General features: G+C 66.5%; 22 protein-coding genes. 10 read left to right on the top strand and 12 right to left on the bottom strand.

All coding sequences use genetic code 11. The features are described 5' to 3' along the window. Positions 1-156: 156 nt before the first annotated feature. Positions 157-831, bottom strand: a complete 675-nt coding sequence (mtrA, locus tag ACHL_RS12340; protein ID WP_015937620.1) for an MtrAB system response regulator MtrA — start codon at positions 829-831, stop codon at positions 157-159. Positions 832-1,470: 639 nt separating this feature from the next. Here mtrA and ACHL_RS12345 point away from each other — a divergent pair. From ACHL_RS12345 to ACHL_RS12370, 6 genes are read left to right on the top strand one after another with little or no spacing between them, the layout of a single operon-like run. Further along, positions 1,471-2,481 carry a DUF7847 domain-containing protein gene (locus tag ACHL_RS12345; protein WP_015937621.1) on the top strand — a complete coding sequence of 337 codons (1,011 nt, stop codon included), beginning with the start codon at positions 1,471-1,473 and terminating at the stop codon, positions 2,479-2,481. After that, on the top strand, positions 2,471-3,118 hold the full coding sequence (locus ACHL_RS12350) for a DUF4129 domain-containing protein (protein ID WP_050767092.1): 648 nt from the start codon (positions 2,471-2,473) through the stop codon (positions 3,116-3,118). Before ACHL_RS12345 ends, ACHL_RS12350 begins: the two co-directional genes overlap by 11 nt. Beyond that, positions 3,115-4,305, top strand: coding sequence for a DUF4350 domain-containing protein (locus tag ACHL_RS12355; protein WP_015937623.1), 1,191 nt, complete (start codon positions 3,115-3,117; stop codon positions 4,303-4,305). The genes ACHL_RS12350 and ACHL_RS12355 overlap by 4 nt, the downstream gene beginning before the upstream one ends. Continuing rightward, positions 4,302-5,297 (top strand): AAA family ATPase, encoded by a 996-nt coding sequence (locus ACHL_RS12360; RefSeq protein WP_015937624.1) that lies wholly within the window; start codon positions 4,302-4,304, stop codon positions 5,295-5,297. The genes ACHL_RS12355 and ACHL_RS12360 overlap by 4 nt, the downstream gene beginning before the upstream one ends. Continuing rightward, entirely contained in the window at positions 5,297-6,589 is a 1,293-nt protein-coding gene (locus tag ACHL_RS12365) for a DUF58 domain-containing protein (protein ID WP_015937625.1), read from the top strand. The genes ACHL_RS12360 and ACHL_RS12365 overlap by 1 nt, the downstream gene beginning before the upstream one ends. Positions 6,590-6,620: 31 nt before the next feature. Then, entirely contained in the window at positions 6,621-7,370 is a 750-nt protein-coding gene (locus tag ACHL_RS12370) for a DUF4166 domain-containing protein (RefSeq protein WP_015937626.1), read from the top strand. A gap of 15 nt (positions 7,371-7,385) precedes the next feature. Here ACHL_RS12370 and ACHL_RS12375 read toward each other — a convergent pair whose 3' ends face one another. The 9 genes from ACHL_RS12375 to ACHL_RS12415 all read right to left on the bottom strand — a co-directional run bounded on the left by ACHL_RS12375 (position 7,386) and on the right by ACHL_RS12415 (position 18,103). Further along, positions 7,386-8,450 (bottom strand): uroporphyrinogen decarboxylase/cobalamine-independent methonine synthase family protein, encoded by a 1,065-nt coding sequence (locus tag ACHL_RS12375; protein ID WP_015937627.1) that lies wholly within the window; start codon positions 8,448-8,450, stop codon positions 7,386-7,388. Then, complete coding sequence (locus ACHL_RS12380; protein WP_015937628.1) at positions 8,447-8,854, bottom strand: chorismate mutase; 408 nt, start codon at positions 8,852-8,854, stop codon at positions 8,447-8,449. The genes ACHL_RS12375 and ACHL_RS12380 overlap by 4 nt, the downstream gene beginning before the upstream one ends. 92 nt (positions 8,855-8,946) lie before the next feature. Further along, the gene (locus tag ACHL_RS12385; RefSeq protein WP_015937629.1) at positions 8,947-10,662 is read right to left on the bottom strand and encodes an ABC transporter ATP-binding protein; all 1,716 of its coding nucleotides are present in this window, start codon (positions 10,660-10,662) and stop codon (positions 8,947-8,949) included. After that, a complete protein-coding gene (locus ACHL_RS12390) occupies positions 10,659-11,684 on the bottom strand; it encodes an ABC transporter permease (protein WP_015937630.1) in 1,026 nt (341 codons plus the stop codon). Before ACHL_RS12390 ends, ACHL_RS12385 begins: the two co-directional genes overlap by 4 nt. Positions 11,685-11,686: 2 nt before the next feature. Next, positions 11,687-12,778 carry an ABC transporter permease gene (locus ACHL_RS12395; protein ID WP_015937631.1) on the bottom strand — a complete coding sequence of 364 codons (1,092 nt, stop codon included), beginning with the start codon at positions 12,776-12,778 and terminating at the stop codon, positions 11,687-11,689. Positions 12,779-12,898: 120 nt separating this feature from the next. Continuing rightward, the gene (locus ACHL_RS12400; RefSeq protein WP_015937632.1) at positions 12,899-14,530 is read right to left on the bottom strand and encodes an ABC transporter substrate-binding protein; all 1,632 of its coding nucleotides are present in this window, start codon (positions 14,528-14,530) and stop codon (positions 12,899-12,901) included. A gap of 262 nt (positions 14,531-14,792) precedes the next feature. Then, positions 14,793-15,929 (bottom strand): tRNA 2-thiouridine(34) synthase MnmA, encoded by a 1,137-nt coding sequence (gene mnmA, locus ACHL_RS12405; RefSeq protein WP_043794032.1) that lies wholly within the window; start codon positions 15,927-15,929, stop codon positions 14,793-14,795. A 140-nt stretch (positions 15,930-16,069) separates the two neighbouring features. Then, complete coding sequence (locus tag ACHL_RS12410; RefSeq protein ID WP_015937634.1) at positions 16,070-17,293, bottom strand: cysteine desulfurase family protein; 1,224 nt, start codon at positions 17,291-17,293, stop codon at positions 16,070-16,072. Between the two features lie 111 nt (positions 17,294-17,404). Beyond that, the gene (locus ACHL_RS12415) at positions 17,405-18,103 is read right to left on the bottom strand and encodes a hypothetical protein (protein WP_015937635.1); all 699 of its coding nucleotides are present in this window, start codon (positions 18,101-18,103) and stop codon (positions 17,405-17,407) included. 196 nt (positions 18,104-18,299) lie between these two features. Here ACHL_RS12415 and ACHL_RS12420 point away from each other — a divergent pair, with 196 nt between their 5' ends. The 4 genes from ACHL_RS12420 to ACHL_RS12435 all read left to right on the top strand — a co-directional run bounded on the left by ACHL_RS12420 (position 18,300) and on the right by ACHL_RS12435 (position 21,395). Further along, complete coding sequence (locus ACHL_RS12420; RefSeq protein WP_015937636.1) at positions 18,300-19,244, top strand: J domain-containing protein; 945 nt, start codon at positions 18,300-18,302, stop codon at positions 19,242-19,244. Between the two features lie 22 nt (positions 19,245-19,266). Next, the gene (locus ACHL_RS12425) at positions 19,267-19,734 is read left to right on the top strand and encodes a tRNA (cytidine(34)-2'-O)-methyltransferase (RefSeq protein WP_015937637.1); all 468 of its coding nucleotides are present in this window, start codon (positions 19,267-19,269) and stop codon (positions 19,732-19,734) included. Between the two features lie 220 nt (positions 19,735-19,954). Further along, positions 19,955-20,563 (top strand): ECF RNA polymerase sigma factor SigK, encoded by a 609-nt coding sequence (sigK, locus tag ACHL_RS12430; RefSeq protein ID WP_015937638.1) that lies wholly within the window; start codon positions 19,955-19,957, stop codon positions 20,561-20,563. 1 nt (position 20,564) lies between these two features. Beyond that, positions 20,565-21,395 carry an anti-sigma factor gene (locus ACHL_RS12435; protein WP_015937639.1) on the top strand — a complete coding sequence of 277 codons (831 nt, stop codon included), beginning with the start codon at positions 20,565-20,567 and terminating at the stop codon, positions 21,393-21,395. Positions 21,396-21,459: 64 nt separating this feature from the next. Here ACHL_RS12435 and ACHL_RS12440 read toward each other — a convergent pair whose 3' ends face one another. Together ACHL_RS12440 and ACHL_RS12445 are read right to left on the bottom strand one after the other, a co-directional pair. Then, positions 21,460-22,239 (bottom strand): PIG-L deacetylase family protein, encoded by a 780-nt coding sequence (locus ACHL_RS12440; protein WP_015937640.1) that lies wholly within the window; start codon positions 22,237-22,239, stop codon positions 21,460-21,462. A gap of 2 nt (positions 22,240-22,241) precedes the next feature. Continuing rightward, positions 22,242-23,192 carry an electron transfer flavoprotein subunit alpha/FixB family protein gene (locus tag ACHL_RS12445; protein ID WP_015937641.1) on the bottom strand — a complete coding sequence of 317 codons (951 nt, stop codon included), beginning with the start codon at positions 23,190-23,192 and terminating at the stop codon, positions 22,242-22,244. Between the last annotated feature and the right edge of the window lie 13 nt (positions 23,193-23,205).

Raw genomic sequence — 23,205 nt, forward strand, 5'->3', positions numbered from 1 at the left:
GGGTGGTGCTGCGCGGTTTGATGGTGCTGCGGCTCGTTGCGCGGCTCCAGTTGTTGGTGCGGCTCTACCACGGCACGCTGTTCCGAGTCCGCTGCTTCTCCCGGGGTCGCCTGGGCGGGGACGCCGGACCGGCGTTCCCCGTCGGAGGAAGCGGGGTCAGGCCCCTGCTTTGTAGCCGACACCACGTACCGTCAATACAACTTCCGGAGCTTCCGGGTCCTGCTCGATCTTGGACCGCAGGCGCTGGACATGGACGTTGACCAGGCGGGTGTCCGCCGCATGGCGGTACCCCCACACCTGTTCAAGCAGCAGTTCACGGGTGAATACCTGCCACGGCTTGCGGGCGAGGGCCACCAGGAGGTCGAACTCCAGCGGCGTCAGGGAGATCCGTTCGCTCCCGCGGCTTACCGTGTGTCCGGCAACGTCAATGGTGATGTCCGCGATCCGCAGGGTCTCGGGTGCCTTCTGGTCCCCCGGGCGGAGCCTGGCCCGGACCCGTGCCACAAGTTCGGCGGGCTTGAACGGTTTTGGCACGTAGTCATCGGCGCCGGATTCGAGGCCGCGGACGACGTCGGAGGTGTCCGCCTTGGCCGTGAGCATGACGATGGGCACGTCTGACTCAGCGCGGACCTGCCGGCAGACCTCAATGCCGTCCACGCCGGGAAGCATAAGGTCCAGCAGGACCAGGTCCGGCCGCGATGACCGGAAGATGTCAAGCGCCTGGGCGCCGTCCGCGCAGAAAACGGGTTCAAAGCCGTCGTTGCGAAGAACAATTCCAATCATTTCGGCCAGCGCTTCGTCATCGTCAACCACCAGAATGCGTGCCTTCATAGTTATATATTCCCTTATCAGGGGGGCTTTGTCCTGTTCAGCGGCTTCGGCATGGCGGAACGCTAGGACGTCCGACGCCGGAACTATAGGCTGGGACCGTGCCGGACCTTCCCGGCGGCTTACGGCTGTCAGGGCCCGGCCGCGGGACGACGGCACGGCCGGAATGGGGGAAGGAAGAGCGTGTCAGGACAGGATTCAGGCCGGGAGGAACCGGCCGGAGCGGAGCAGCCCTCCGACGGTTCCCGGGAACCTTGGCCAGGCCAAAGCCAAGACGGCAGCGGCGGATACCCGCGCGGCAGAAGCGATGACGGTTGGGTGGCTCCCAACCGGGACACTGCCGGCGGTGGCAGCGGGACGTGGGGTGGCACGCCGTCGTGGGGTCCCCCCGGGCCGTGGTCCCAGCAGCCGGGCCCGCATGGCCAAGCCAGTCAGGTTCCGGGCCAGCCGCCGTACGGCCAGCAGGCTCCGTGGAATGGTCCCCCGCCGGCTTATCCGGGCGCAGGCTATCATCAGCACCCCTACGGAACCCCCTATGGACCCGGCTCCGGGAACCGGTACGGCAACCAGTTTGGAAGTCCCTACGGACAGCCCCGCTATGTTGCCCCGCCAAAGCCCGGCATCGTTCCCCTGCGGCCCCTGATGTTTGGCGAGATCCTTGACGGCTCCTTCCAGGCCATCCGCCGGAACCCGAAAGCCATGCTGGGTGCCGCCCTGCTGGCGCAGTCGCTCTCGGCGATCCTGGCCGCCGTCGTCACGGCAGTGACCGCCACATCTGCCGGCTCCATCGAGGCCTGGGTGGAGGGTGCCAGCCCCGCGGATTTGGCCGGCATGGGATTCGGCTTCGCAGGCGCCATCCTGGTGGTCAGTATCCTGACGCTCATCATCTCCGCAGTGCTCCAGGGGGCCATGGTGGTACCTGTTGCCCGCTCGATCCTCAACAGGCCTACAGGGTTCCGCCAGATGTGGGCCCTGGCCAAATCGAGGGCCGGTGCGCTGATTGGCCTCGCTGCACTGCTGGTGGCTGCCGTGCTGTTTGCCTTCGTGGTCTTCGGCGGCGTGGCTTTCGCGCTCATCGCCGGAACCGACAGGGCAGTGGGCGCGCTGTTCCTGATTCCCCTGGTCCCTGCCTTCTTCGCAGCGTTTGCCTGGATCGCCATCAAAGTCATGGTCGCCCCTGCCGCGGTGGTCATCGAGGAAGTCGGTCCCCTCGCCGCCCTGCGCCGGTCCTGGCAGCTGACCCGCGCCAACTGGTGGCGGATCTTCGGAATGACCCTGGTGGTAAGTCTTCTGGTGGGTGTGATCAGCCAGGTGGTGATGATCCCCGTCAGCCTGTTGACCAGTTTCCTCGGCTCCGTGGTCTCGCCCCACGGCGGTTCCGGACAGGATGCGGGGATGGCGGTGGCTGTTGGAATTGCAACCGCCGTCCTTGGCGCCCTGGTGGGCGCGTTGGGCTACGCCTTCCAGACTTCGGTGATGTCCTTGCTGTACATGGACCTCCGGATGCGGAAGGACGGCCTGGACATCACGCTCCTCCGCCTGCTTGAGACGGGTGCTGATCCCGACGGCGTCCCTGGCCGGGGCACTGCAATCAGCGCACCGGGCCACGGATCCCAAGGACCGACTGGAAGTGCATGGCCGGATGTCCGCTGAACCGCCAGTGCTTCCCGAGGCGGAACAGGCACGCAGGTGGGCCGCGGAGGAGCTGGCGAAGCCAGAGTACCGGCAGGCCGAGCCATCCTGGCTGGAAAGCGTGTGGCGCGGCTTCCTCGAGTGGCTTGGTTCCCTGGACGGGCCGTCGGGACCTGACGGGTCCGTTCCCACCCCTGTCATCGGCATCGTTATCGTCCTGGTCATCGCCGTCGCCATTATCCTGGCCCGCCCACGGCTCAACCCGGCAGCCCGGAAGCCGAAGGATGTCTTTGGTGCTGACACCACCATCACCTCCACGGACTACCGCCGCCGCGCCGCTGAGGCCGCGGCCGCCGGAAAGTGGGGCGACGCCGTCGTCGACTGTTTCCGTGCCCTGGTGCGCTCGGCCGAGGAAAGGGCGGTCATCGACGCACAGCCGGGCCGGACCGCCGATGAAACCGCACGCGAGCTCTCCGTGCCGTTCAGGGCTGAGGCACAGCGGCTGGCAGAGGCAGCCGCGGCCTTCGACGCGGTCCGCTACGGCAACAGGCCTGCCGGCGGCGCGGAGTACCAGGGCATGGTCCGGCTCGACGACGCACTGGCGGCCGCCAAACCTGAACGTCCCTCGGACCGGCATCAGCCGGCGGTCCTGCCTTGACCGGCCCCGCGACGGAGGCTGCCCGGGACGCGGGCACGGAGCGGGCTGCCGTCCGGTCCTTCCGGTCCCGGCTTCGCCGCCACCGGGGACTTGCCGCATTCGGCGCTCTGGTGGCCGTCGGGCTTGGCCTGGTGATCTGGGGCCAACTGGCGCCCAAGGGGGACGTCGTCCCACTGTCCGTGAACAATGCCGGTCCCGGCGGAGCACGCGCCGTCGCCCAAATCCTTGGCGACCACGGGGTCCGGGTCCATGACGTCCGGGACTACGACGCAGCGATGGCCGCCCTGGAGAGCAATTCATCCGCCACCCTCCTGCTTTACGACAGGAACGGAGCCCTGGACGGGCAGCGCATCAGAGACCTCGCGGCCGCAAGTGCCCGGGTAGTGGTGGTCACGCCACGCTTCGAGACGCTCCGCGCCCTGGACGGCGGCGTCAGGCAGGCCGGCGTAGTTCCGGACGGCGCCCCCGCGTTGGACGCCGCCTGCTCCCTTCCCGATGCGCAGGCAGCAGGCCAGGTCAGCGGCGGGTCAGCATTCGTGTACGACGGCGGGACCACCTGTTTCCGCCCGTCCGGCTCGACCGCCGGGGTACTTGCGGCCGGCGCCAACGGCAGGCAGGTGGTCCTCGGCAGCACCGCAGTGCTGGGGAACGAACGTCTGGACGAGCTGGGAAATGCCGCCCTCGGGCTGCGGCTGCTGGGCGGGTCGGCTGACCTCGTGTGGTACTTGCCGTCGCTGGAGGACATGGACCTCACCGGTTCGCCGCGCACCCTCGACGAATTGGCTCCGGACTGGGCGCGTTTCGTGGGCCCGTGGCTGGTGGTCGTCGCCCTCGCCGCTATCGCCTGGCGCGGCCGCAGGCATGGACCGCTGGTTTTCGAGCCCCTTCCCGTGGTGGTCAAGGCGGTGGAGACTGCGGAGGGCCGCGCCCGGCTGTACCACGACTACCGGGCCATGGGCCAGGCCCGGGACAACCTGCGCTCAGGCACGTTGTCCCGCCTGGCTACGGCCCTCCGGCTTGGTCCGGGAGCTACCGCAGAGGCCATCATTGATGCCGCCGCACGGCACTTGGCCCGGCCGGCGTCCACGGTCAGCGACCTTGTCAATGAACATCCCCGCAGCGAGGCCCGCCTGGTGGCCTGGGCCCGGGAACTGCACACCCTGGAGAAAGAGGTCAAAAGACGATGAGTGAACATGGCAGCGGCCAGCGGGTCCTTGACCCGATGGAGCACGACTCCGCCCGGCAGGCGCTCCTGGACGTCCGGAAAGAAGTGGCCAAAGCCGTTGTGGGACAGGACGCCACCGTCACCGGCTTGCTGATAGCCCTGCTGTCACAAGGCCATGTCCTCCTGGAGGGGGTGCCCGGCGTCGCCAAGACCCTGCTGGTGCGGGCGTTGTCCGCGGCACTGGACCTGGAGACCAAACGCGTCCAGTTCACCCCGGATCTCATGCCCGGGGATGTGACAGGGTCGCTGGTCTACGATTCCCACACGTCCGAATTCACGTTCCGGGAGGGGCCGGTCTTCACCAACCTGCTGCTGGCCGACGAAATCAACAGGACCCCGCCCAAGACGCAGGCCTCGCTGCTCGAAGCCATGGAAGAACGCCAGGTCTCGGTGGACGGGGAACCCCGCCCGCTGCCATCGCCTTTCCTGGTGGCCGCCACGCAAAACCCGGTGGAGTACGAGGGAACCTATCCCCTTCCGGAGGCGCAGCTGGACCGGTTCCTGCTCAAGCTCACCATGCCATTGCCGGAGCGCAGCGACGAGATGGAAGTCATCAGGCGCCACGCCGCGGGTTTCGACCCCCGGGACCTGGCAGCGGCTGGTGTGCGTCCTGTGGCGGACGCGAGTGACCTTGAGCGGGCCAGGCAGGCAGTGGCCGGCGTGGACGTGGCCCCCGAAATCATCGGCTACATCGTTGACCTAGTGCGGGCGACCCGAACTGCGCCGTCCTTCCTGCTGGGCGTTTCGCCACGCGGGGCGACGGCGCTGCTGAACACGTCCCGGGCCTGGGCATGGCTGTCCGGGAGGCCGTTCGTCACGCCGGACGACGTCAAGGCACTGGCCCTCCCCTGCCTGCGGCACCGCGTCGCCCTGCAGCCCGAAGCACAGATGGACGGGGTGCAGGTGGACGACGTGCTGGGCAGCATCCTGGCGTCAGTCCCCGTCCCGCGCTGATGGCCATTTCCGGGCGCTTCGTCCTCCTGGTGCTCCTGGGCCTGGTGCCGGTCCTGCTGCTGCCGGGATGGGGCTCGTTCTTCACCGTGGGCGCTGTCCTTGCAGCCGTTGCAGGCGCCGACCTTGCCCTGGCCGGATCGCCCCGCCTACTGCGGGCCGTCCGCAGCGGGCCTGCCAACGTTGCCCTGAATGCGACGGCGCCAGCCACGCTCACCATCCACAACGGTGGGCGGCGCCGTTTGCGCGGTAGCTTCCGCGACGCCTGGCAGCCTTCGGCCGGGGCGGCCAACCCGATCCAGCTGGTAGATGTGCCCGCGGGCGAAAGCCGGAGTGCCGCCGTCGTGCTCAGGCCTGTCCGGCGCGGGGACCTGAAATCCCCGCACGTCACCTTCCGCTCCTTCGGACCCATGAGGCTTGCCGCACGGCAACGGACTGTCGCTTGCCCCGGGTCGATCCGGGTGCTCCCGCCGTTCAACTCCCGGCGGCACCTGCCCTCGAAGCTGCAAAAGCTCCGCGAGCTCGACGGCAAGGCGGCGGTCCAGATCCGCGGTGCCGGCACCGAGTTCGACTCCCTGCGCGATTACGTCCGGGGCGACGACGTCCGGTCCATCGACTGGCGGGCAACGGCGCGGCGCTCCGCCGTGGTGGTGCGGACCTGGCGTCCCGAACGGGACCGCCGCGTGGTGATGGTGCTGGACACCTCCAGGACCGCGGCGGCGAGGATCAACGATGAGACGCGGCTGGACAGCGGCATGGAAGCCGCCCTGCTGCTTGGCGTCCTCGCTGAGCGCGGCGGGGACCGGGTGGACTTCCTCGCGTTCGACCGCAGGGCACGCGCGCGGGCAGGCACTGCGGGCAAGGGCAACCTTCTGGGCCGGCTGGTCCAGGCAATGGCGCCGCTGGAACCGGAACTCATCGAGATGGACTGGGCCGCCGTTCCTGCGCAGGTACGTACGGTAACTGCCCACCGCTCCCTGGTGGTGCTGCTGACCAGCTTCGACGGTGGCGCGCAGGAGGAAGGCCTCATTCCCGCGGCGGCGCAGCTGTCCGCGCAGCACGTCGTGGTAGTCGCCGCGGTGCGTGACCCACAGCTGGGCGCCATGTTGGCAGAGCGCAGCGACGCCGCAGGAGTCTTCAGGGCGGCCGCCGCCGAACGTGCACTCCTCCAGCGTGCCGCCGTCAGCGCTGAACTCCGCCGCTTCGGAGTGGAGGTTGTGGATGCCGAACCGCACCAGCTGCCACCCCGGCTGGCCGATATGTACATCCGGCTCAAGGCTGCCGGTAGATTGTGAATCCAGCGCCGCAATCCAGCAGGAGGTCCCCATGAACGCACCGATCTACCAAAAGGCCCTGGGCGCGGACTTCAGCCGGCTCCAGCCCGAACTCCAGGAGTACTTTTCCCTGGTGCCCGGCTCGGGGCAGTACGGCGTGGGCGAGGGAACGTTCGACGTCGTAGGCTGCCGCCAGTCCTGGCTGCGCCCACTCATGCGGCTCACCAGCAGCGAAGAAGCGTTCTTTCCGGAGTACGGGGAGAATATCCCGTTCCGGATCGAGAACCACGCACACCTCGATCCCTTTGGCCGTTCCAGCCTCACGGCCCGGCGGGAGATCCGCTTCGCGGGCCGCACCCGGATGTTCCAGGACACCACCAGCGTCAACCAGCGGAACGAAGGGCAGGAGCAGGGCGAGGGGAAGGGGCTGCGCGGCGTAACCCCCCTGGTGGACTACGTAGGACGGTACCGGCGGATGGTCACGGATCTGAACCTCAGTGTCACCCCGGAGGGCAGGCTTCGCGGCATCTCCGAGTTCTCCCGGCTTTTCCTCGGGCCGCTGCGTCTTGCCCTGCCGTCCGCGCTGGACGCCAAGGCCTACGCGGAGCAGTGGTGGGATCCGGCCGAAGGCCCGGCGGGCAGGCACCGCATCCAGGTCAAGGTCATCCAGCCGCAGATCGGCTTGGTGCTGGTGTACGCCGGCAGCTTCGATTACCGGTTGCGGCCCTACACCGGCGGCAGCTCCGCGCAGAGCTTCCTGCCCCGGTACGCACAGCCGGACCGGTGGGAAAACCGAACCTGAGCGTCCCCGGCCGGCCTAGCCGAGCGCCTGCTGATTCAGCCCGTCGGCCACCTTGGTCAGTTGGCCCAGGAGTTCCTGGGCCCGCGAAGGGGTGACGGCTGCGAGCCCCGATGAGGGAGTGATCCGGACGCTGCTGATGGCGGCGGCTGGAAGGCCAAGCTGGCGCCACGGTCGCCAGACGGAGTCAACGCAGTCAGCGGTCTTCGTCCGTGCAGTGCCGGCCACATCCAGCGCACCGATCCAGAGCCGCTTTCCCGCTTCAGCGGCGCCCGCCAACTGCTCCCACTGGCGGGTAGTCAGGGCCTTCAGCGGCACGGCGATACCGTCGGCCCCGGCAGCGAGGATCTGCTCGAAGGGCGCCTCCACTTCAGGTACCGCAATAACAGTTTCCACGGCGCCGGCAGCCCTCAATGCCTCAAGGACGAGGCGCCACGATTCCCGGGCTTCGGAACCCGCAACCGCGCGGAGCGTACGGTAGCCGCTGGCCGTGGGGATGGTGCCGGCCAGGACCGCAGCGATGTCCGGTTCATCAAGCTGGACCACCAGCCGGGCTCCGGGCACAGCGGCCGCCACCCTGCTGAGGTAGGTTCCCACGCCGGCAGCCAGCGACTCCGCGAGGTCCCGCCGGGCACCGTAGTCGATCAGGGCGCGCTCGCCGTTATGCAGGTGCAGTCCCGCGGCCAGGCTCATCGGGCCAACCAGCTGAATCTTGATTTCCGGGTCAGGGCTGTCTTCTGCGCCTGCCACATCGGCCAGGATGTTGATGTCCGTGGACAACGCCGAGGCCGCGCGGCGGTAATCCTTGCCCGGCCGGTCCACCAGGCGCCAGCCGAACGGCTGCACATCGACGGCCAGCTCTTCAAGGAGGGACGCGGTGCGCCCCAATGCGTCGGAGCCGACGCCGCGGGCCGGGAGCTCCGGGAGGAACGGCAGGTGCGGGCTGCCGAGTTCGCCGCGGATGATCCGCACTGCTTCATGGGGGTCATCACCGGGCCACTGCCCGAGTGCCGTGGCGGTCACTTCCGTGGGCAGGAGCTGTTCCGGCGCCGGAGCGGAAACCTCCGGGTGTTGGGCGGTCACGCGCGCGTCGGCGCCTGCGCCTGCCGGCCGGTCGCTGCCTGGTGGTCCTCGGCAATGGCTTCGTGGTGCCGGATCACTTCGCCAATGATGAAGTTGAGGAACTTTTCGGCAAACGCAGGGTCCAGGTGCGCGTCTTCCGCGAGCCTCCGCAGCCTCGCGATCTGCGCCGCTTCCCGCCCCGGGTCGCCCGCGGGCAGGCGGTGGTTGGCTTTGAGGAATCCGACCTTCTGTGTTGCCTTGAACCGCTCGGCCAGCAGGTACACCAGCGTCGCATCGATGTTGTCGATGCTGGAGCGGATTGACAGCAGTTCAGCCATCACCGACTGGTCGACCTGCCCGGCCAACGAACTTGCGGCGGGGTCGAAATCGTCGGAATCGGAAGAATGGAGGTTGTGCTGCGTCATGCATCCAGTCTATGGGCAGGCAGCCTATTGGACCGGCTGTGAAGCGCCGGTGCAGCGTTTGCCGCACCGGCGCTTCAGACTGTGGCCGCGCCCTAGAGGCCCAGCAGTGCCCGGCTTTCCTCCCGCCGCCGGGCCTGCTCGTCGGGGTCGGGAACGGGAAGGGATGCGATGAGGCGGCGCGTGTAGTCGTGCTGCGGGCTTCCCATGACCTGGCTGCCGATTCCCTGTTCCACCAGCTTTCCCTTGTACAGCACGCCCACCCACGTGGACAGGATGTCTACCACCGCGAGGTCGTGGCTGATAAACAGGCAGCCGAAACCAAACTCCTCCTGGATGTCCCGGAACAGCTCCAGGACCTTCGCCTGGACCGAGACGTCGAGGGCCGACGTCGGCTCGTCTGCAATCAGCAGCCGCGGGTTCAGGCTCAGCGCGCGCGCCAGTGACGCCCGCTGCCGCTGCCCGCCGGAGAGTTCGTGCGGGTAGCGTCCCGCGTACGACGCCGGGAGCTGGACTGATTCGAGCAGCTCGCCGACGCGTTTGCGCGCCTGCGCTTCGCTGGGCCGGGTGTGGATCACCATGGGCTCGGCGATGCACTCCCCGATGGTCAGTTGCGGGTTGAAGGAAGCGGCCGGGTCCTGGAAGACGAAGCCGATGTCCTTGCGGAGCGGTTTGAAGGTCCGTTCCCTCAGGTCCAGCATTTCGTAGCCCAGGACCTTGAGGCTGCCGCCGGTGGTCCGGTTCAGGCCGGCGATGGCCCGCCCAATGGTGGTCTTGCCAGAGCCGGATTCGCCCACCAGACCGAAAACCTCACCCCTGGACAGGGTGAAACTGACGCCGTCCACTGCCTTGAAGGCCGGCGTTCCCAGCCTTCCCGGGTATTCGATGGTGAGATCCTTCGCCTCGACCAGCACCTCCCCGCCCTGGTGGCGCCGTTCCGTCAGCCCTTCCGACGCCGAGTTCCGGCCCAGGTGCGGCACCGCGGCCAGGAGTTGCCGGGTGTAGTCCTGCTTGGGCTCGGCGAACAGCTTCCGCGCCGGCGCCTCTTCCACGATGTCGCCCTGGTACATCACCACCACCCTGTCGGCCAGGTCGGCCACCACGCCCATGTTGTGGGTGATCAGGACGATCGAGGTGCCGTATTGGCCGCGCAGGTCGCGGAGCAGTTCCAGGATTTCCGCCTGGACGGTGACGTCGAGGGCTGTGGTGGGTTCATCAGCCACGATCAGTCCGGGGTTCAGCGCGAGGGCTGCTGCGATCACCACCCGCTGCTTCTGCCCGCCGGAGAACTGGTGCGGGTAGTAGTTCACCCGGTGCTCAGGATCCGGGATACCCACCTTGCGCAGGGCATCGATGGCCCGTTCCTTGGCTTCCTTTGCTGAGACCCGCTTGCCGCCGCCCTGTCCGGAGTGGGCGCGGATACCCTCTGCGATCTGCCAGCCGACAGTAAAGACAGGATTCAGCGCCGTGGACGGTTCCTGGAACACCATTGCGACGTCCCGCCCGCGGATCTGGCGCAGGCGGGCAGGACTGAGGCTGATGATGTTGGTGCCGTTGATGAGGACGGCACCGGAACTGGTGGCAGTTTCAGGTAGCAGGCCAAGGATGGTTTTGGCGGTAACGGTCTTGCCCGAGCCCGACTCCCCCACGATGGCCAGGACTTCACCGGCCTTGAGCTCCAGGCTCACATCCTTGACAGCATGAACGTCGCCGGAGTCGGTGGCGAAGGTGACCTGCAGGTGGTCAATGCCGAGGACGGTCTTCGTTCCCGGGACTCCGTTGCCCGATGGCGTATCCAGGTTTTCGGTCACGGGTTGCTCGATTCTGTGTCAGGTCCCGGGGCGGCGTCGGCGGCGGGAGAAGCGGCGGGAGCCTTTCGGTTCGCGCGCTTTCGTCCGCGCAGGCGGGGATCGTTGAGGTCGTTGATGCTTTCACCCACCAGGGTCAGGCCCAGGACCACCCACACAATGGCCAGGCCCGGGAAGACTCCCGTCCACCAGATACCGGAGGTGGTGTCGGCAAGGGCCTTGCTTAGGTCGAAGCCCCATTCGGAGGCTGAGCTGGGTTCGATGCCGAAGCCCAGGAAACCCAGTGCGGCGAGGGTGAGGATCGCCTCGGACGCATTAAGCGTGAAGATCAGAGGCAGTGTCCGCGTGGCGTTCCGGTAGATGTGGCGCGTGATGATGCGCAGGTTCGACGCCCCCACCACCTTGGCGGACTCCACGAACGGTTCGGCCTTGAGCCTGATGGTCTCAGCCCTGATGACCCGGAAGTACTGCGGGATGAACACCACGGTGATGGATATGGCCGCTGCCATGACACCACCGAAAAGGCTGGATTGTCCCCCGCTGATCACAATGGCCATGACGATCGCCAGCAGCAGGGAAGGGAAGGCGTAGATGGCGTCCGCCACCACCACCAGGATCCGGTCAAGCCAGCCGCCGATGTAACCGCTGACGAGGCCAAGGATGACACCGGCGAAGATGGACAGCACTACGGCGATGATGATGACCAGCAGTGCCGTCTGGGTTCCCCACATCACGCGGGACAGGACGTCGTACCCTCCCACGGTGGTGCCCAGCAGGTGTTTGCCGCCGGGCGGCTGCTGGGCGGGGAAGTTTCCGTCGCCGTCAGACAGCTGGGCGAATCCGTACGGGGCGATGAACGGGGCAAGCAGAGCGGTCAGGAGAAAGACGGCTGTCAGGACGAGGCCCATGATGAGCATCCCGCGCTGCAGTCCCACGCTTTGGCGCACATGCGACACCACCGGGAGCCGCAGGAAGAAGGAGGACCGCGGGTTAGCCACGGGTACCGGAGCTTCAGTTGTGGACATGGTCAGTACCTCACCCGCGGGTCGATCAGCGCGGCGACAACATCCACGATGAAGTTGGTGGTGGCCACGATGACTGCCAGGAGCACCACAATGCCTTGGACGGCAACGTAGTCACGGGCCGTGAGATACGTTGCCAGCTGGAATCCCAGCCCCTTCCATTCGAACGTCTTCTCAGTCAGGACTGCACCACCGAGCATCACGGCGATCTGCAATCCCATCACGGTAATAATCGGAATCAGTGCCGGCTTGTACGCGTGCTTGGTCACCAGCCTGAACTCGCTGACACCGCGTGAACGGCCCGCTTCGACATAGTCCTTGCCGAGTGTGCCAATGACGTTGGTTCGCACGAGGCGGAGGAAGATTCCTGCCGTCAGCAGGCCCAGTGCGACGGCAGGAAGCACAGCGTGGGCCATGACGTCGCCCAGGGCAGCCATGTTCCCGCTGCGCAAGGCGTCGAGCCAATAGATTCCCGTGGGAGCCTGGAGTGACGTCAGTGCAAGCTCGGTGGATGTCTTCGCCCGTCCGGCCACCGGCAGCCAGCCCAGCCAGACGGAAAACGTCAGCTTCAGCAGCAGCCCGGCAAAGAACACAGGAGTGGCGTAGCAGAGAATGGCGAATATACGCAGGACGGCATCCGGAACGTGGTCCCTGCGGTGGGCCGCCAGCATACCCAGCGGAATTCCGACGAGCAGTGCCACGATCAGCGCGTTGATGCTCAGTTCGAGGGTGGCGGACCCGTAGGTGCCGAGCATTTCGGTCACTTTTCGGTTGTCGGACAGTGTTGTCCCAAAGTTGCCGGTCACCAGCTGGCCCAGGTATTCGAAGTACTGCACCAGGATCGGCCGGTCGTACCCGGCGGCGGTGATCCGCTGCTGCAGCTGGTCGGGCGGCAGCCTGCCGCCCATTGCGGCGGTGATGGGGTCGCCTGTGATCCGCATGAGGAAGAACACCATGGTGACCAGGATGAGGATAGTGGGGAAAATCAGGAGGAAACGGATCAGGATGTACTGGCCAAGTCCTCCGCCGGACGGCTTCTTCTTGGCCGGCAACAGGCCGTCGGAATCTTCCGGCGGCGCTTCAATCAATGTGGTCATTGGATTACCTAAAAGCTAAAGCCCGCCATCGCTCCCCCACAGGAATGGCTGGAGGCGGCCAATGGGGCGGGATGCTGATGCATCCCGCCCCATTGCCCGCCGTGGGCTGAATTGGCCGGACTACTTGGAGATAACACCCAGGCGGGTCTTGAACGAAGCGTCCAGGGTAGTCTCCACGCCCTTGACGTCGGCACCGGACACCAGGACCTGGGCACCCTGGAGCAGGGGCAGGGTGGAAAGGTCCTTGGCAACGGCGTCCTGGGCTTCGCCCAGGATCTTGACGCGCTCGTCCTTGTCCACCGTGGTCAGCTGCTTCTGGATCAGGGCCGCAACGTCTGCGTTGTCGTAGTGGTTCTTCAGGAAGTTGCCCGGAACGAAGAACGGGGTGAGGTAGTTGTCCGGATCGGAGTAATCGGGGAACCAGCCCAGCTGGTAGACCGGGTAAGCGTCGGCGGTGCGGTCCTTGGAGTAGGTGACCCACTCGGTGGACTGCAGGTTCACGGTGAACAGGCCGGACTTTTCAAGCTGCTCCTTGATCATGGCGTATTCGTCACCTGAGGAGCTGCCGTAGTGGTCAGGGTTGTACTGGAGCTTGATGGTGACCGGACCGCTGATTCCGGCGTCGGCGAAGACCTTCTTGGCCTTGTCCAGGCTAGGCTTGCCGCCATCTCCGTACAGGTCTTTCAACGGCTGCTTTGCGCCAAGGAATCCTTCCGGGACCACGGAGTAGGCAGGCAGGTACGTGCCCTTGTAGACCTGGTCGGCGATGGCGTCGCGGTCCACGATGTTGGCCATGGCCTGGCGCACGGCCAGGGCCTTTGCGGGGTCGGCCTCGGGGGTCTTGGCGCCGAACGGCATGGTGTCGAAGTTGAAGACGATGTATCGCAGCTCGCCGCCGGGACCCTTGTGCACCTTGACCTTGGAATCCTTCTCCAGGTCGGCCACGTCCGTGGCGGTCAGCGACCGGCCGGCAACATCAATGTTGCCCTGCTGGATGTCGAGCTTGAGGTTGTTGGCATCGGCGTAGTACTTGATGTTGGCGCCGTCGTTGGCCGGCTTGCCGAGCAGTCCCTGGTAGTCAGGGTTCACGCTGAGGCTGATGAGCTCATTCTTCTTGTAGCTGTCGATGCTGTAGGGGCCTGCGAAAGGCTTGGCCTTGACGATATCGTCGTCGCCCATGACCTTGTCAGCCGGGAAGACTTCCTCGTCGATGATGGGTCCCGAGTTTGACGCCAGAACGCCCGGGAAGACCTGGTCGTTTGCGGCCTTGAGCTTGAACACGACGGTGGTGTCGTCAGTCGCCTCAACGGATTCCAGGTTGCTCAGCAGCGACGCGGGGCCGTTGGGGTCCGCGATCTTCACCACGCGGTCGACGGAGAACTTCACGTCTGACGAAGTGAGGGCATGCCCGTTGGCGAATTTCAGGCCTGATTTCAGCTTGACTGTGTACTCGGTGGGGGCGGTGAAGGACGCTGATTCAGCGATGTCCGGCGAGGCGTCCGCACTTCCGGGCTTGGCGTTCAGCAGGAAGGGGTAGACCTGGTTCATCACCAGGAAGGAACCGGCGTCGTAGGAACCTGCGGGGTCGAGCGTGACCACTTTGTCAGTCGTCCCGAGGGTAATCGTGCTGCCTCCGCTGCCGTTCGTGGAGGTTCCGCCGCCGCCCGACGGGCCCGTGCAGGCCGTCAGTGCGAGTGCGGAGATGCCTGCCAGCGCGATGGCGCTGTGCAGTGCTTTGTTGCTCTTGGTCATCTCTGAACTTTCTGTCCGATGAGTACCTGCGCGCCGGCCACGAAATGGCGCATGAGCCCGGGCAGCGGCGCGCAGTGCTGATGGGTAGATTCAATCAGAGAGTCAGCACCCAGGAGCGCCAATCCTGTGAGTTGAGACACAAAATTTACCTTGGGCAACAGATGTTTTCTCTCGCCCGCAGATCGAGCGGTGGACGGCAAAGACGCCGCCCGTACTGCGCCGGGCGGCGTAAGGCGGGCGGCTGCCCGGCCCGGGAAATGTCCTAGAGCGCTGCGCGCTGAAGCGACCGGGCGGCGTCGATGGTGGCCTGGCCAAGCACGCGGCTGCCCTGGTACAGGACAACCGTCTGCCCGGGAGCCACGCCTCGCAGCGGGTCAGTCAGCGTGACCACAAGCCGGGCCGGGGCGTCCGCGGAGTCGGGATCCGCTTCCATCCGGGCATGCGCCGGCACGGGGTCCCCGTGGGCCCTGACCTGCGCATGGCAATCGAATTCCGCGCCGGTGTCCACTTCCTCGATGGGAAGACCGGCCCAGGAGACTTTGATGCCCTGGATTTCGTCGATGGCCAGCAGCGCTTCAGGGCCGACGACCACTTTGTTTTCCTTGGGCCGGATCTCCAGCACGAAACGGGGCTTGCCGTCGGCGGCCGGGCGTCCAAGTTTCAGGCCGCGGCGCTGGCCCACCGTGAAGGCGTTGGCCCCGGGGTGCTCGCCAACCTTGGCTCCGGTTTCGTCCACGATGTCCCCGGTGGACATGTCGATCTTTTCGGCAAGCCATCCGGCAGTGTCGCCGTCGGGGATGAAGCAGATGTCGTGGCTGTCGGGTTTGTTGGCCACCGACAAACCCCGGCGCTCAGCTTCCGCCCGGACCTCGGCCTTGGACGGCGTGTCTGCAAGGGGGAACATGGAGTGCTTGAGCTGCTCGTGGGTCAGGACGCCCAGCACATAGCTCTGGTCCTTGGCCCAGTCCGCAGCACGGTGGAGCTCGCGGTTCCCGTGGGAGTCTTCGATCACCTTGGCGTAGTGGCCGGTGCAGACGGCGTCAAAGCCGAGGGCGATGGCCTTTTCGAGGAGCGCGGCGAACTTGATCCGTTCATTGCAGCGCATGCAGGGGTTGGGCGTGCGGCCCGCGGCGTATTCGTCAATGAAGTCCTGGACCACATCTTCCTTGAAGCGCTCCGAGAAATCCCATACGTAATAGGGAATGCCGAGCACGTCGCAGGCACGCCAGGCGTCCCGCGAGTCCTCAATGGTGCAGCAACCCCGGCTGCCTGTCCGCAGCGTGCCGGGCATCCGGGACAGCGCCAGGTGGACGCCGACGACGTCGTGGCCCGCCTCGACGGCGCGGGCGGCTGCAACGGCGGAATCAACGCCGCCGCTCATGGCTGCTAAAACTCGCATGCTGGCTTTCTGATGGGAGGTATTCGGCTCTTGGCCCGGACGGACCGCCGGCACGTGCCGGAAAACGATCCTCGCCTATCTATTCTACGGCCGGCGGCAAATCGACTCCCGGGCCCGCTTCCGGCCGCTACGGCTGCCGGTCAGCTGGCGCTTCGGCGGGCCACCGTCGCGGCGGTCTGGATGGAAGACTCATGCCCGGCCATCCCCGCCTGCCGCGCACGGGCGCAGGCCTCCGGGAGAGCTGCCAGAAGCGCCTCCACATCCGCTTCCGTGGAAGCGTGGCCAAGGGTGAAGCGCTGCGCGCCACGCGCGGTTTCCTCATCAAGCCCCATGGCAAGGAGTACGTGGGAGGGGCGCGGCACCCCGGCGGTACAAGCAGAGCCGGTTGAGGACTCCACTCCGGCCAGGTCCAGGAGGAACAACAGCGAATCGCCTTCACACCCGGGGAAGGTGAAGTGGGCATTGCCGGGCAGCCGGCCATCGCCGGGCGCACCGCGAAGGACCGCTTCCGGTACCCGTTCCCGGACGCCGTCGATCAACCGGTCCCGAAGCGCGGCGATCCGGCTGGACTCCGATGCCAGGGAAGAGGTGGCCGCCTGGGCAGCAGCGGCAAAAGCGGCGATGGACGCAGTGTCCAGCGTTCCCGAGCGGACATCGCGCTCCTGGCCCCCTCCGTGCTGGACGGGGGTGAGTTTGACCGCCCGGCCCAGGAGCAGCGCTCCCACGCCCACCGGCCCGCCGATTTTGTGGCCGGACACGGACATGGCGTCCAGTCCCGAGCCCTTGAAGTCCACTGCCACCGAACCGAAGGCCTGGACAGCATCCGAATGGACCGGAACGCCGGCCGCGTGGGCCATCTCGACAATCCGGGAAACGGGCTGGATGGTCCCCACTTCATTGTTGGCCCACATCACGGTCACCAGGGCAATGGAGCCGGGATCCCGCGCAAGCTCGGCGCCCAGGACGTCCAGGTCCACCACGCCGTCGCTGTCGACAGGCAGCCACGTTATGTCGGCGTGTTCGTGCCGCTCCAGCCATTCCACGGTGTCCAGGACTGCGTGGTGTTCGACGGCGGAACAGAGGATTCTCCGCCGCGCCGGGTCCTCCGCCACCCGGGACCAGAACAGGCCTTTGACGGCGAGATTGTCGGCCTCAGTGCCGCCGGAGGTAAAGATAACCTCGGAAGGGTGGGCGCCCGCGGCAGCGGCCACCACTTCCCGGGCGTCCTCGACAGCGCGGCGCGCCCGCCGCCCGGAGCCGTGCAGCGACGACGGGTTTCCGGTGCGGGCCAACTCGCGCGTTAGAGCGGCCAGCGCTTCGGCGGAAAGTGGGGTGGTGGCGGCGTGGTCGAGGTAGGCGGACACGCTGTAATTCTATCCCGGGGGCGTAACAGCCCCGGCCGCGGGGTGCCCAAACTGTGCCGGAGAAGAACACCGGCGGCGGCCCCTGCATAAGCCGCCCTGCTTCGTAGGCTTCTAGTTGGACGGTGGCAGGACCGGCAGGAACTTCGCGACGTCGCCACGTGCCGACCCCAGGGATGCGGTATCGGGGCAAGACACACTGACATAGACCGAAGAACCTGCAGTGGCAAACAGCCGGGCCAGGATTGCCGTGGCCCGGCCGCCCTGCGGAACGGCGGGCTCCAGGGCCAGTACCTCGACGGTACGGGCGGGCGCGTCGGGATCGCCGCCCCACCGCAGCTTCTCCGTCTTCAGGTACTCCGGCAGAATGGTGGGATCCAGGTACTTGAAGAGTGCCACAGTGGATTCGCGGTCGTCGCCCTTGGCCAGCGCCGACTGATTACCCCTGACTTTCGCCGCCACCAGGCAACCGTCCGCTTTCAGATACTGGCTTTCACCGGCCACGTTATCTTTCACCTGCTTCCACCCCGGGGCCTCCTTCAGGCCGTCTGCCAGCCCCACCGGAACGCCGCGCGCCAGGATGGCACCGGCGCTGAAGGGGAGGTCCTGCGCAGCCACGGCTTCCGCGTCGTGGCCGGGAGTGATGGTGGGAGTGGCCAGAACCGACGGGCTTTGTACCGGTTCGGGAACGGACGGATCGCGTACATCCACGCTGCACCCGGCCAGGATGCCTGCCACAGCCGCTCCCACGGCGAGCGCCTTCAGTGGCACCCGCCGAAGCCGTACGCACACAGCCCTGTCCGCCGTCGGCATCTCCATCTCCACCCCAGTCAGTTCCCGGACGGCCGCAGTGGCAGCGCCCCCACGAGTCTAAACTCCAGGTCGCCGGGAACCGGAGCCGCCCGGGCAGACGTTGAAAGAACATGGTCAGCCGCGCTTCCGGGGAAAGACGCTGGCTAGACTGGGCACGCCGGATTCCGCGGTCCGGCACGGAGAAAAGGATGAGTGTTTGACTGAGGGCAACAGTTCCCACTACCAGGTCCTCAAGGTGGCCGTCACTGCCACCGACAAGGAAATCAAGGTGGCGTACCGCCGCGCTGCCCGCTCGGCCCATCCGGACCAGGGCGGAGATGCCGCAACGTTCCGGCAGGTAACAGCAGCGTATGAGACACTCATCGATCCCCTGCGCCGCAAGGCCTACGACCGTTCCTATGCAGCAGGTTCCTTCCAGGACGCTTCAGCGGACAATGGTGCGCATTTTGACGCTCCGCCTGCCGGCAGCCGGGCCTCCGCCACCGTGCACCGCCAGCCCGGGACACGCAACACCGCCGGAGACCCGCCCGTCTACCTGCCGCCGTACGACGACGGCAGCATGGTTCCGCTGATTCCCCTCGCCCAGGCCAGCCAGCAGGTCCACGGCATGCCGCGCAAGCGCGGCATTTTCGGCGCCGAGGCCAGGATCCAGCGCGAAATGCGTACTGTGCAGCTGCTCACCCGGCAGGTCCTGCCGGCCATCCCGGCAGCCAGGCTGATCAACGGCCTCCTGTCCCCCGCGGACAACAGCCATATCGACCACGTGGTCCTCTCCGGCTACCGGCTGGCGCTGGTAGGCTCCATGCTGCTTCCCAAGGGCGCCTACGCGTGGGACGGCCGGACGTTGAACCATGGCGGGCGTGCCATCGCACCACCGCAGCTGGGGCATGTGGTGCGCGCCATGCAGGACATCTTCCCGGAACTGAACGTGACGGGATGGACTGTGGTCCACAGCCCCGGCGGGAATTTGCATGAACCGGTGATTGACCAGCACCGGCGCTCAGCGGGAGAGCTCGAACCCGTCAGGATCGTGAACGCTGCGGGGCTGGCCCGCGGACTCAAGGAGTTCCTGTCCTCCGGCCCGGCCCCCAACACAGTGAATGTTCCGGTACTTGCCCGCCTCCTGCGCGGGATGCACTGACTGAGGTAGCTAGGATGGGGTGGTGTTCCGCATCCTCTTTCACGAACCCGAGATTCCCGGCAATACCGGCAACGCCATCCGGCTCGCAGCCATCACCGGTGCGGAACTGCACCTCGTGGAGCCGCTGGGCTTCGACTTTTCCGATGCGAAGCTCCGGCGGGCGGGCCTGGATTACCACGACCTCGCCGTCGTCACCGTGCATCCCACCCTCGAGGACGCATGGCGCCACCTGCAGCCGGAGCGCGTCTACGCCTTTACCTCCGATGGGACAGCCAGCTACACGGACATCGCCTACCAACCAGGGGACGTGCTGATGTTTGGCCGTGAATCCGACGGCCTGCCCGCCGGGGTGAAGTCTGACCCGCACGTTACGGCCACGGTCCGGCTGCCCATGCTGCCCGCGCTGCGTTCCCTTAACCTGGCCAACGCCGCCTCGATTGCTGTCTACGAGGCGTGGCGGCAGCAGGGCTTTGCCGGCGCCAAACTCTGACCAGGCGTACTCACCCCTCGTCGCGCCGAAGCCGGGTGCCTGCAGGAAATCCGCAAGGCGGCCCATCCACTGGCCCGGCAGCCCCGAATTACAGCTGGGAATAGTCGGACGCGTGGTGGAGGAGGAGCAGGTGACACTTCTGGAGGCAGGGTCCAGACCCGCCCGGCATGCCGTTGGCGTTGCTAAAGATTCTCCGCCAGGAGACTTATGCTTAGAAGCAATGGAGACTCCCAAGGCGCCAAACACCGAGGCTGTGGCAGCAGTAACTGATTCCCCGGCTGACTCCAGCCACCAACTGGCGGTCCTGCTCGAGGGGATAGCGCGCGGTGACCAGGCATCGTTTGCCGAGTTTTACCGGTTGACGTCCCGCAGGGTGTTCGGAATGGCGCGACGAGTGCTGATTGACCCTGAACTCAGCGAAGACACGACCCAGGAAGTGTTCCTGCAGGTATGGCAGAACGCAGCGAAGTTCGATTCCTCAGCGGGAAGCCCGCTCTCCTGGCTGATGACCATTTCCCATCGGCGGGCAGTGGACAGGGTGAGATCGGCACAATCCTCCAGCGACCGCGAGGCCAAGTACGGCGCGAGCTCGCAGGACATTGAGCATGACAGCGTTTCCGATGAGGTCAGCAGCAGGCTCGAAGCCGAGGCTGTGGTCCGCTGCCTGGAAACCCTGACCGAAACACAGCAGGAATCCGTGCGCCTGGCCTACTACGGCGGCCTCACTTACCGCGAGGTCGCTGAGCGGCTGAACGCTGCAGTACCAACCATTAAGTCCCGAATCCGCGACGGGCTGATCCGATTGAAGACCTGCTTGGGGGTGAGTTGAGATGACAGACATGAACCACGGACACCACGGCCGGTCTTTCGGCGATACGGTCGCCACTGACCTCGCATCAGGCAGGGCCGTGGACCTCGCTGAGCTCTATGCCCTGGACGCCGTGACGGACCAGGAGCGGCGCGCCATCGACGAATACGTCTCCTCCGCACCGGAACCCGAACGGCAGGCCTTCCTTGGCAGGGTCCGCCAGGCAAGGGAAACACTGGCTGCCACCTTCCGCGTAGAGGAAGAGCCCCCCGCAGATCTCTTTGAACGGATTGTTGCCCAGCTTCCGGCGCACGCAGTGGCCACCGAAGCCCCGCCGGCGACAGTGCCCGCCGCGGCCGACGCCGATGAACTCGCCCTGGCGCGCCAGCGCCGGGAAGAACGGCGCCGGCCATCGGGAACACGCCGCTGGCTCGCGGGCGTTGCTGCTGCCGCGGCCATAGCCCTGGGCGGAGTCGGGCTGGGAGCTTACTTCGCGGACCAGAACGATCCCGTCAACCAGGTAGTCAGGGCCTCGGATCTTCGCGAGGCGTCCGTGGACGTTACCGGCGGCGGTACGGCGACACTGCTAATCTCGCCATCGGAGAACGCCGCGGTGGTGAAGATGAACGGCGTTGCGGCGCCTCCGGCGGGCAAGGTCTACCAGATGTGGCTCATCCCGAAGGACGGTTCCGCACCCGTTTCCCAAGGCTTGATGGACAAGGAAGCACTGTCCAAGCCCGCGGTGGTCGAAGGCATTTCGTCAGCCGCAGCCCTCGGAATCACCGTGGAGCCCGTAGGCGGTTCCCGCACACCCACCCTGCCCACGGTCGCAGCGGCTCCGCTCGGCGCGTAGCCGGTCTCTGAAAGCAAAAGAACACCCCGCCTCCCTAAGGAGACGGGGTGTTCTGCGTTGGCGGCTAGAAGCCGGCGATGGTCCCTGGGCCGTTCACGGCCACCACATGGAACGCCTCTGCACTCTGCCCGTCCGGAAGACCGGCCCGTTGGGCGTTGACACTCATACCCTTCCGGACGGCTGCCTCCATGGCTGCCACATCGGGATGCTGGCTCACATGCACGTGAATGGCCTGAAGCTTCGCGTCCACGTGGCCGGTCACGTCCACCACGTGGTTTTCGCGTTCCTCCGGGCCCGCATAGAGCCACAGCCACGGCAGCTTATAGGCTTCGAGCCCCGCTTCAGCCAGTTCCGGGTAGGCGAAGGGGTTTTCGACCGCGGGGTAGACGGCCCGTGTCACGGCTTCCCCCACCGCCAGATGGTCCGGATGGCTTTTCTGGATGCGCCGCCAGTTACGTTCAGGATGCATGGAAAGCACGACGTCGGGACGGATTTCGCGGATCAGCCGAACCACTCCGCGCATTACCTCGTGCGTCGGTTCGAGGTAGCCGTCGCGTTGGTGCAGGTAATGGATATCGGTAACGCCTACCAGTTCGGCAGCCCTGCGCTGCTCAGCATCACGCATGGCGATGATGTCTGCCCGGTGGGCCGGGTCGAATCCGCCGGCGTCACCGTCGGTCATGATGCAGTAGCTCACCTGCACCCCTGCCGCGGTCCAGGCGGCAATGGTGCCGGCAGCACCGAAGTCGATGTCATCCGGATGGGCCGCGAAACAGAGCACCCGCTCCACCCGGTGGATTTCCGGATTGAACGGGCTCTGGTCCTGCTGAATCAGTGCAGCCAAGGTCAGCCTTTACGCTTCCTGATTTCCGCCGCTGCCTGGGGCAGCACATCGAACACATCCCCGATGATTCCGAAATCAGCGATTTCGAAAACGGGAGACTCAGCGTCCTTGTTGACCGCGACAATGACCTTGGAAGTCTGCATCCCGGCTTTCTGCTGGATGGCCCCCGAGATGCCCGCGGAGATGTAAAGCTGCGGCGAGACGGTCTTACCGGTCTGCCCCACCTGGGCGTCGTGGCTGATCCAGCCGGCGTCCGTAGCCGCACGCGATGCACCCACTGCAGCGCCCAGGGCGTCTGCCAGTTCCTCCACGGGGCCGAAGTCTCCGTCCATGCCGCGCCCACCGGCCACCACTACGCGGGCGTCCGTCAGGTCCGGGCGGCCGCTGGCCGCTTTCTGCTCCCGGGCAGTGATGCGGGCAGCGGGAACGGCTCCGGCGGAAACCTCCACGGTGAGGGTTTCCGGTGCCGAGGCTGCTGCCGCCGGTTCCGGTTCCAGGTTGTTGGCCTTGATGGTCAGCACGGACACAGCGGTCTTCGCCTTGCAGGCCGTGGTGTACGACCCCGCCAGGACCGACTTGTGGGCAGTTCCGTCGGCATCCACGGACACGACGTCGGTAATGACGCCGGCGTTGAGCCGGATGGCCAGCCGTGCGGCAACTTCTTTGCCTTCCGGCGAGTTGTCCAGCAGGACCACGTCGGCTTCCGTGGTTTCTGCCGCGGCCGCCAGGAAGGCAGTCTTGGGTGCGACCAGGAAGTCGTTCAGGTCCTGGGCGGAGGGACGCAGGACGGCCGCGGCGCCGTATTCGGCCAGGGAAGCGGCCACGGCGTCAGTGAGCTCACCGTTGACGGCGACTGCGGGTTCCCCCAGCGAGCGGGCCAGGGTCAGCAGCTCCAGGCTGCTCTTCTTCAGGACGTCGCCCGGGTTGTCAATGAAAACGAGTACTTTTGCCATGTCTGTGATCCTC

This window comes from Pseudarthrobacter chlorophenolicus A6 (genome assembly GCF_000022025.1).
GTDB classification, from domain to species: Bacteria; Actinomycetota; Actinomycetes; order Actinomycetales; family Micrococcaceae; genus Arthrobacter; species Arthrobacter chlorophenolicus.

What these genes read in the sequence shown, in the direction of transcription:
- mtrA (WP_015937620.1), bottom strand. Translation starts at nt 831, where the DNA reads ATGAAGGCACGCATTCTGGTGGTTGACGATGACGAAGCGCTGGCCGAA.
- ACHL_RS12345 (WP_015937621.1), top strand. Translation starts at nt 1,471, where the DNA reads ATGTTTGGCGAGATCCTTGACGGCTCCTTCCAGGCCATCCGCCGGAAC.
- ACHL_RS12350 (WP_050767092.1), top strand. Translation starts at nt 2,471, where the DNA reads ATGTCCGCTGAACCGCCAGTGCTTCCCGAGGCGGAACAGGCACGCAGG.
- ACHL_RS12360 (WP_015937624.1), top strand. Translation starts at nt 4,302, where the DNA reads ATGAGTGAACATGGCAGCGGCCAGCGGGTCCTTGACCCGATGGAGCAC.
- ACHL_RS12365 (WP_015937625.1), top strand. Translation starts at nt 5,297, where the DNA reads ATGGCCATTTCCGGGCGCTTCGTCCTCCTGGTGCTCCTGGGCCTGGTG.
- ACHL_RS12370 (WP_015937626.1), top strand. Translation starts at nt 6,621, where the DNA reads ATGAACGCACCGATCTACCAAAAGGCCCTGGGCGCGGACTTCAGCCGG.
- ACHL_RS12380 (WP_015937628.1), bottom strand. Translation starts at nt 8,854, where the DNA reads ATGACGCAGCACAACCTCCATTCTTCCGATTCCGACGATTTCGACCCC.
- ACHL_RS12390 (WP_015937630.1), bottom strand. Translation starts at nt 11,684, where the DNA reads ATGTCCACAACTGAAGCTCCGGTACCCGTGGCTAACCCGCGGTCCTCC.
- ACHL_RS12395 (WP_015937631.1), bottom strand. Translation starts at nt 12,778, where the DNA reads ATGACCACATTGATTGAAGCGCCGCCGGAAGATTCCGACGGCCTGTTG.
- ACHL_RS12400 (WP_015937632.1), bottom strand. Translation starts at nt 14,530, where the DNA reads ATGACCAAGAGCAACAAAGCACTGCACAGCGCCATCGCGCTGGCAGGC.
- mnmA (WP_043794032.1), bottom strand. Translation starts at nt 15,929, where the DNA reads ATGCGAGTTTTAGCAGCCATGAGCGGCGGCGTTGATTCCGCCGTTGCA.
- ACHL_RS12415 (WP_015937635.1), bottom strand. Translation starts at nt 18,103, where the DNA reads ATGCCGACGGCGGACAGGGCTGTGTGCGTACGGCTTCGGCGGGTGCCA.
- sigK (WP_015937638.1), top strand. Translation starts at nt 19,955, where the DNA reads ATGGAGACTCCCAAGGCGCCAAACACCGAGGCTGTGGCAGCAGTAACT.
- ACHL_RS12435 (WP_015937639.1), top strand. Translation starts at nt 20,565, where the DNA reads ATGACAGACATGAACCACGGACACCACGGCCGGTCTTTCGGCGATACG.
- ACHL_RS12445 (WP_015937641.1), bottom strand. Translation starts at nt 23,192, where the DNA reads ATGGCAAAAGTACTCGTTTTCATTGACAACCCGGGCGACGTCCTGAAG.